This is a genomic window from Paraburkholderia sp. (assembly GCF_035948235.1).
Lineage (GTDB): Bacteria > Pseudomonadota > Gammaproteobacteria > Burkholderiales > Burkholderiaceae > Paraburkholderia.
Genome location: NZ_DASZJJ010000283.1, coordinates 21,524 through 29,824, shown reverse-complemented (window position 1 = coordinate 29,824; position 8,301 = coordinate 21,524). Strand labels below are relative to the sequence as shown.

General features: G+C 64.5%; 7 protein-coding genes. 4 read left to right on the top strand and 3 right to left on the bottom strand.

Features of this window, described 5'->3' with window-relative positions; translation table 11 throughout:
* Positions 1-1,291, top strand: a 1,291-nt coding sequence (locus tag VG320_RS24810) for an efflux transporter outer membrane subunit (RefSeq protein ID WP_327202709.1), incomplete at its 5' end; no start/stop codon positions are given.
* Positions 1,292-1,299: 8 nt separating this feature from the next.
* Here the strand turns inward: VG320_RS24810 and VG320_RS24805 are convergent.
* From VG320_RS24805 to VG320_RS24795, 3 genes are all read right to left on the bottom strand, one after another.
* Positions 1,300-2,781, bottom strand: coding sequence for a heavy metal sensor histidine kinase (locus tag VG320_RS24805; RefSeq protein ID WP_327202711.1), 1,482 nt, complete (start codon positions 2,779-2,781; stop codon positions 1,300-1,302).
* A 17-nt stretch (positions 2,782-2,798) separates the two neighbouring features.
* Complete coding sequence (locus tag VG320_RS24800; protein ID WP_327202708.1) at positions 2,799-3,476, bottom strand: heavy metal response regulator transcription factor; 678 nt, start codon at positions 3,474-3,476, stop codon at positions 2,799-2,801.
* Positions 3,477-3,587: 111 nt separating this feature from the next.
* Positions 3,588-3,869 (bottom strand): DUF4148 domain-containing protein, encoded by a 282-nt coding sequence (locus VG320_RS24795; protein WP_327202707.1) that lies wholly within the window; start codon positions 3,867-3,869, stop codon positions 3,588-3,590.
* A 367-nt stretch (positions 3,870-4,236) separates the two neighbouring features.
* Between VG320_RS24795 and VG320_RS24790 the strand changes: the two genes are divergently transcribed.
* From VG320_RS24790 to VG320_RS24780, 3 genes are all read left to right on the top strand, one after another.
* A complete protein-coding gene (locus VG320_RS24790) occupies positions 4,237-4,740 on the top strand; it encodes a sigma-70 family RNA polymerase sigma factor (protein WP_327202706.1) in 504 nt (167 codons plus the stop codon).
* A gap of 11 nt (positions 4,741-4,751) precedes the next feature.
* Complete coding sequence (locus VG320_RS24785; RefSeq protein ID WP_327202705.1) at positions 4,752-5,744, top strand: FecR domain-containing protein; 993 nt, start codon at positions 4,752-4,754, stop codon at positions 5,742-5,744.
* Positions 5,745-5,843: 99 nt separating this feature from the next.
* Positions 5,844-8,300: a TonB-dependent receptor gene (locus VG320_RS24780; protein WP_327202703.1), complete on the top strand. Its 2,457-nt coding sequence runs from the start codon at positions 5,844-5,846 to the stop codon at positions 8,298-8,300.
* The last annotated feature ends 1 nt before the right edge of the window (position 8,301 follow it).

Sequence of the window (8,301 nt, the reverse complement as noted above, 5' to 3'; positions counted from 1 at the left end):
CGCCTCGCCCGCCGACGCCGCACCGCGCGGCACGTGGTGGACCGTATTTGGCGACGCGGAACTCAACACGCTGGAAGCGCGCATCGACGTGTCGAACCAGAGCGTACGCAAGGCGCTCGCCAATCTCGCCGAAGCGCGCGCGACCACCGACTATCAGCGCGCGGGCTTTCTGCCGACGATTACCGCAGGCGTTGCGCAGGATCGCTATCGCACCTCGGCGAACAAGCAGGGATCGTCGCTCGCGGGCAAGACGATTCCCGACTACAGCATGGGCGTGACGGCGACCTGGGAGCCGGACGTGTTTGGCCGCATCCGCGACGAAGTCACCAGTGCGAGCGCCACGGCGCAGGCCAGCGCCGCCGATCTGGAAGCGGTGCGCCTGTCGATGACGGCGCAACTCGCGGTCGATTACTTCAGCCTGCGCTCGCTCGATGCGCAGAAGCAGTTACTCGACGACAGCGTGCGCGCCTATACCCGCGCACTGGCCATCGTGCAGGACCAGTTGCGCAATGGGGCGATCGATGCGTCGGCGGTGGCGCAGGCGCAAACGCAGCTCGACAGCACGCGCACGCAGGCGCGCGATATCGACGTGGGCCGTGCGCAACTGCAACATGCCATCGCCACGCTGATCGGCGAACCAGCGTCGATCTTCTCGCTGCCGCCGCTGCAAGGCGCGCAGGACAGCTTTAATCTGCCGACGATTCCACCTGGCCTGCCCTCGCAACTGATCGAGCGCCGCCCCGATATCGCCGCCGCCGAGCGCCGCGTAGCCGCGGCCAATGCGCAGATTGGCGCGGCGCACGCGGCGTTTTTCCCCACCCTCGTGCTGAGCGCGACGGCAGGCCTGGAAAGCTCGATGTTCGCGCCGTGGCTGAGCGCGCCCAGCCTGTTCTGGTCGCTCGGGCCACAACTGGTCGGCACGATATTCGATGGCGGCAAACGCAGCGCGACGCTGCACGCGGCTAGCGCGCATTACGACGGCACGGTGGCCGATTATCGGCAGACCGTGCTCACGGCGTTCGAGCAGGTGGAGAACAATCTCTCCGCGCTGCAGGCGCTCGCCGACGAATCGACCACGCAGCAACGCGCCGCGCAGGCCGCCCAACACGCCCTGACGCTCACGACCAATCGCTTCAATGCGGGCGCGGTGAGCTATCTCGACGTGGTGACGTCGCAGACCATCGCGCTGACCAACGAACGCGATGCGGTGGTAATCGAAGGACGCAGAATGACCGCGTGCGTGCGGCTGATCGAAGCGTTGGGCGGAAGCTGGAATGCCGAAGCGGGCTGATTTTCAGCCTAGACGCGCGGAAACGTCAGAATAAACCGCGTGCTGCGCGCGTCGCTTTCCGCACGCACCTTGCCGCCGTGCAACTCCATGACGCTGCGCACGATGGCGAGGCCCAGCCCCGCCGATGCCCCCGTACCCGTCGCTTCGGGGCCGCGTGTGCGCGAAGGATCGGCGCGATAGAAACGCTCGAAAATGCGCTCAAGATGCTCGGGGGGAATCGGCGTGCCGGGATTTTCGACCCTTACGTCGAGCGTGTCGCCTGATGTCTGTGTCTGCGTCTGCGCCGCCAGCACGATCGTCCCGCCTGGCGGCGTGTAACGCAGCGCATTCGCCAGCAGATTGCTGAGCGCGCGCCGAAACAGTTCAACATCGGCGCTCAAGGTTGCGTTGCCCTGCACGCTGATCGCGAGACCGGCTTCGTCGGCGAGTCCTTCGAAATACTCCGCGATGCGTTCAAGCTCGTCGCGCACGTCGAACTCGCGGCGGTTCATCTCGAAGCGCGGGTGTTCCGCGCGAGCCAGAAAGATCACGTTTTCGATCATGCGCGACAATCGTTCGCATTCCTCCAGATTGGAAGCGAGCACGGCCTGATATTCGTCGTCGGAGCGCGGACGCGCGAGCGCGATTTCGGTCGCGCCGCGCAGGTTGCCCAGTGGCGTGCGCATGTCGTGCGCGAGATCGGTGGTGAACTGGCTAAGGCGCTGAAACCCCACGTGCAGGCGTTCGAGCATCGCATTGAGCGAGGCTACCAGCGTCGCCAGTTCGGTGGGGATGCGCTTGACGCGGATCGGCCGGTCGAGCCGGTACGCCGTCACCTCGCGAGCCTGATCGGCGATCTGCCGCAGCGGCCGCAGCGCCAGCCGCACCAGCGTGTAACTGCCCAGCAGGACGACCAGCGTGCCAATGCTGCCCGCGAGCCCCAGCGTGTCGCGATACGAATCGAGCAGGCTCAGCGGGCCGCGCAGATCGCGCGCGATGCCCACTCTCACCGTTTCGCCATTGCGCAGCGCGACGTCAAGCGCGATGCTGCGCACCGGCACGCCCTGCGCGCTGCGCCATTCGCGAATCGCGGTATCGACAATGCGCGCGTCGGGCGCCAGCACGAGCATGCCCGCACGCGTGGCGGACAGATCGACATCGTTTGCAGTGACGGCGTGGGAGAGCGGTTTGGGAGGTTCGTCGAAGGTCTCGCCTTCGTCGTGCGCGGCGACGAGCCGGCCTTGTGCATCGACAATCCGCATGGCGAGGGCCTGATTGCCCAGCACGGCGCTGGACAGCCGCAGCGCATGCTCGCGTGCATCCTGGACCGAGCCCAGCTCAGCCGCAAGACGGCGCACATGGCGCGCCGCAAGGACGATGTCCTGATCGTCCTGCTTGCGCACCTGATGCGCAAGCGCGACATAGAGATACCAGCCGACGCATGCGAACACCGCAAACGTCGTGGCGCTGAACACGAGCGCCAGCGTGAGCGCAAGCGAGCGGCGCGCCAACAAGCCCGCCGGGGCCATCAGGGTGCGCCCTTTTCTTCCATCACGTAGCCCACGCCGCGCACCGTGTGGATCAGCTTGTTGTCATAGTCGTCGTCGATCTTCGCGCGCAGCCGGCGAATGGCGACTTCGACCACATTGGTGTCGCTATCGAAGTTCATGTCCCAGACGAAAGACGCAATCTGCGTGCGGCTCAGCACCTCGCCCTTGCGGCGCGCGAGCAGTTGCAGCAGCGAAAATTCACGCGGCGTAAGGTCGATGCGGGTTGCGCCACGCTTGACGCGACGGCGGATCACGTCGATTTCCAGATCGGCGATACGCATCGTTTCCGCTTCGCGCGGCGGTCCGCGGCGCGCCAGCGTACGCACGCGCGCAAGCAGTTCGACGAAGGCGAACGGTTTGACCAGATAGTCGTCGCCGCCCAGTTCCAGCCCTTGCACGCGGTCGGCAACGTCGTCGCGCGCGGTAAGAAAGAGCACGGGCGTGGTCCGGGTGGCGCGCAGACGCTTGAGCACCGACCAGCCGTCGAGCACCGGCAGCATCACATCCAGCACGATGACGTCGTACTCCTCCTCCTGCGCAAGCAGCAGCCCTTGTGCGCCGTCGGTGGCCAGATCGACACTGCAGCCCGATTCCTCAAGCCCTTTCTTGACATAGGCCCCCGCCTTCGGCTCGTCTTCGATTACGAGGACTCGCATACGCATTCTCCCGCCTTCATGGTGGGACGATTTTACCCAAACCAGCGCGCTGCAAGGGGCTGCCAGTTAACTACCGGGTAACTGGCGGATTACATTTTCGATATCTCACGCTTAACGGTGGCGATAGAGCGCGTTCACGCTGGCCGCGCTGACCGTGCTGCCCGATTGCGAGTTTCCGGCCGTGGCAGTGCCGTAGCCGCTGTTGTCGGCGGCCGACGTGGCGACAACGCCATCCGGGTAATGCACATTGGACGGATGCAGCGTACCGTCCCGTTCGGCCTGAACGATCTGCGCTTGCACCTGGGCTCGCGTGACCGGCTGCGACTGTGCAAAGGCGATCATCGGAAACATCGTAGTACTGACCATAAGTGCAGCGATCAATTTGGCTTTCATGGTAACGCTCCTCAAATAAGGCAAAAAGTGATTGAAGTGCGCGCCGATGCCGTTGAGCCTTGCGCGCCGCGACTTCATAAGATCGCGAAGTCAGGGGCATTGTGTGCGTCGCAGTCTTAAGGGAATCTGAATCTGCGCTCACATGACAAAAGCGTAATCAGACCGATATATCGATGTTAATTAGCGCCGCCAATTCACCAGAAAGGTGCAGATAACAGGCAATCGATCCCCTTTAAATGTCGCTCTATACGAGAACAATTCTCATTTACTTATACGAAATCAACGTGTAAGCTACGCGACCGATGGTGTAAGCCAGCACACGATTCTTTTAACCCGCCTGCCCGCTCACTGCCCTGCGTCACGCCGCATGACCGCCCTTCCGCCTTCCGCCCAACTCGAGATCGATGCGCTCTACCGGGCGCATCACGGATGGCTGCATGGCTGGCTGCGCCGCAAGCTGGGCTGCGCGCACCGCGCCAGCGATCTCGCGCACGACACCTTCGTGCGTTTGCTCGCACGCGAGGAGCCGGTCGAGGCCCGCGAGCCGCGCGCGCTGCTCACCACGGTTGCCCAGCGCGTGCTCTACAACCACTGGCGGCGCGAGCAGGTCGAGCGCGCGTGGCTCGAAGCACTGGCGCTCGTGCCCGAAGCGCTCGCGCCTTCGCCGGAAGACCAGGCCGTGCTACTCGAAACGCTCTGCGAAATCGACCGATTGCTCGACGGCCTGCCGGTCATCGTCAAGCGTGCGTTCCTGCTCGCGCAGCTCGACGGCGCCACGCACACGGAAATCGCCGCGACGCTCGGCATTTCGCTCGCGACCGTCAAGCGCCATCTCGCGAAAGCGGCGGCGCAGTGCTTCTTCGCGCTGTGAGCCACAAGCCGATGCACACTCCGCCGCTCAATATCGCCCCCGAAATCGCCCATCGCGCCGTTGAATGGTGGCTCGATCTGGGCAGCGGCGCGATCACGCCGGCACAGCGCGCGGCGCTCGACGCCTGGCGCGCGGAACATGCCGACCATGAACGCGCCTGGCAGCATATCCAGGCCGTCTCGCAGCGCTTCCAGTCGCTGGGTCAGGGCGCATCGGCACCTGCTGCGCGCGCGGCGCTCACGCGTGGCGTCTCGCGCGGCAGGCGCTCGAGCGTCAAGGCGCTCGCTGCGCTCTTCTTTGTGGGCGGCGCGACGTGGACGGCGCGGCATCGCTCGGCATGGCCGGGCTGGACCGCCGACATGCACACGGCCACGGGCGAAATCCGCACCTATGCGCTCGAAGACGGCACCGCCCTGACGCTCAACACGGCGTCCGCGGTCGATCTGCGCTTCACGGCCAGCGAGCGCCGCATCGTGCTCAGGCGCGGCGAGATCATGGTCGTCACCGGACATCGCGAGGGCACGCAGGACACCACGCCGCGTCCCTTCGTCGTGCAGACCGCGCAAGGCACGGCCACGCCGCTCGGCACGCGCTTTTCGGTGCGGCAGCAGAGCGACAATACGCGGCTCGCGGTGTTCGAGGGCGCCGTGCGCGTCGTCCCCGACGACGCGCCATTCGCCGCGCGCATGCTGCGCGCAGGCCAGACCACGCGGTTCACTTCAAACGCCGTGGAGGAACTCGAACCGATCGCCAGCGAAGCCGCGGCCTGGGCGCAGGGCATGCTCGTCGCCAACGATATGCGGCTCGGCGATTTCCTGGACGAACTCGCGCGCTACCGCGAAGGCGTCGTGCGCTGCGATCCGCGTGCGGGCTCGATGCGCGTTTCCGGCACGTATCTGCTCGACGATACCGATCGCGTGCTCGACACACTTTCTCGCGCTCTACCGCTGCGCGTGGACTATCTGACGCGCTATTGGGTGACTGTGAGCCCCGCACGCGCCTGATCAAAAAAATATTGTCGAAAACCTGAGCTGTTTTCGATTCTCGCGGGACAAGCCAGATGAAAGCACTTATTCATCTGTCTTAGCCCAGCCTTCGAGTCCATGCCATCACCTCTTCAGCCCATGCGCCGGCGCCATCACTGGATCGGCGCAGCCGTCGTCCTGCTCTTCGCCGCCAGTGCGCATCAGACCGCGTTCGCGGACACGATACCGACGAACTCCACCACGTCTGAACAAGGCACGCGCGTTCAGCACTACGAGATCGCTGCGGGCCCGCTCGCCACGGTACTCAATCAGTTCGGCCAGCAGGCGGGCGTGATGATTGCCTATCCTGGCGCGCTCGCCGCGAATCGCACGAGCGCCGGATTGCACGGCGACTTCCGCGTGTCCGAAGGACTCGCGCGCATTCTGCGCAATACGGGGCTATCGGCCAGCGCGCAGGAGAACGGCAGCTATACGCTCGCGCAGGATGCCGCCAACGCCGGGCTTCAGGACAGCGCCGTGTTGCCCACGGTGAAAGTCGATGCGTCCGCAATCAAAGCTGGCAGCTACCGCGCGCCCGCCGAGGCGAACATTACGCGCTCGGACACGCCCGTGCTGGACACCGCCCAGGCCGTCAACGTGGTGCCCGCGCAAGTGCTGCACGATCAGCGCCCGCGCAATCTCGACGATGCACTCGCGAACGTGAGCGGCATCGTGCAGGGCAATACGCTCGCAGGCACGCAGGACACGCTGCTCAAACGCGGCTTCGGCGGCAATCGCGACGGCTCGATCATGGAAAACGGCATGCCGCTCGTGCAAGGTCGCGCGCTCAACGACGCTGTCGATAGCGTCGAAGTGCTCAAAGGGCCAACGTCGCTGCTCTACGGCATCATGGACCCGGGCGGCGTCGTCAACGTGGTCAGCAAGCAGCCCATGCTCACGCCGTATCACGCGATCTCCGTGCTCGGTTCGACCTATGGGCACGGCCGCAATGGCGGCGGCGCCACGCTCGACACGACCGGGCCAATTGGCGACACGGGGCTGGCCTACCGGCTCGTGCTCGATCAGGTGAGCGAACAATACTGGCGCAATTTCGGCGAGCATCGCGAAACCCTGGTTGCGCCGTCGCTGGCCTACTATGGCCGCGATACCCAGGTGGTGCTGTCGTACCAGTACCGCAAGTTTCTGTATCCCTTCGATCGCGGCACCGCGCTCGATCCCAAAACCAACCAGCCGCTGGCGATTCCCGCACGCGAGCGTCTGGACGAGCCGTACAACAACATGACCGGCGAGTCGCATCTCGCGCAGTTGCTCGTCGATCACCAGATCAACGCTAACTGGAAGGCGCACTTCGGCTACAGCTATAACCGCGAGACTTACGACGCCAACCAGTTGCGCGTGCAAGGCGTCAACAGCACCACCGGCGTGCTCTCGCGCAGCAACGACGCCACCCACGGCGCGCTGAGCACGGACAGTTACGCAACCGCCTACGTGGACGGTCACTTCACGCTGGCCGGCTTGCGCAACGATCTGCAGGTGGGCGTAGACGACGAATATCGCCGCATTTACCGCGCCGATCTGCTGCGTCAGGCCACGCAATACACGTTCAACTATCTGCATCCGGTTTATGGACTAGAAAGCCCGTCGAGCACCGTATCGGCCAGCGACAGCGATCAGACCGACACGCTGCACGACGCCTCCGTGTACTTCCAGGACAGCCTGCATCTGAGCGACAAATGGATTCTGGTGGGCGGCGCGCGCTTCATGACGTACAACCAGATTGCCGGCAAGGGGCGCCCGTTCAAGGCCAATACCGATCTGAGCGGCAATAAATGGCTGCCGCGCGCGGGCGTCGTCTACAAATGGACCGATACGGTTTCGCTCTATGGCAGCTATACGCAGTCGCTCAAACCCACTTCAACAATCGCGCCGCTCAGCACGGGCGTGGTGATCGATTCGTCGGTGAAACCCGAGGAAGCGACATCGTGGGAACTGGGCGCGAAAATCGCCATGCCTGCGGGACTCACCGGCACGCTCGCGCTTTTCAACATCGACAAGTCGAACGTGCTGGTCTCTCAATACAACGACACCACCAAACAGACCGACTGGCGCACCTCGGGCAAGGCGCGCTCGCGCGGCGTGGAACTGGATGTGTCGGGCCAGATCGGCGAGCACTGGAGCGTGATCGCAAGCTACGCGTATATCGACGCCAAAACCCTCGAAGACCCTGTCTACGCGGGCAACCGGCTCTGGAACGTTGCGCAGAATACGGCCTCGCTCGCGGCGGTTTATGACTTCGGCACGGTGTTCGGCGGCGACCAGTTGCGCGTGGGTGCGGGCGCCCATTACGTGGGCGCGCGGCCCGGCGATTCGGCCAACAGCTTCACGCTGCCCGCCTATACCGTGGCGGATGCGTTTGCGACTTACGACACGAAATGGAGCGGCCATCGCGTGTCGTTCCAGCTCAACGTGAAAAACCTCTTCAACAAGACCTATTACCCGTCGAGCGCGAACCGCTATTTCGTAGCCGTGGGCGATGCGCGTCAGGTCTCGCTGCTTTCCACCTTCGAATTCTGAT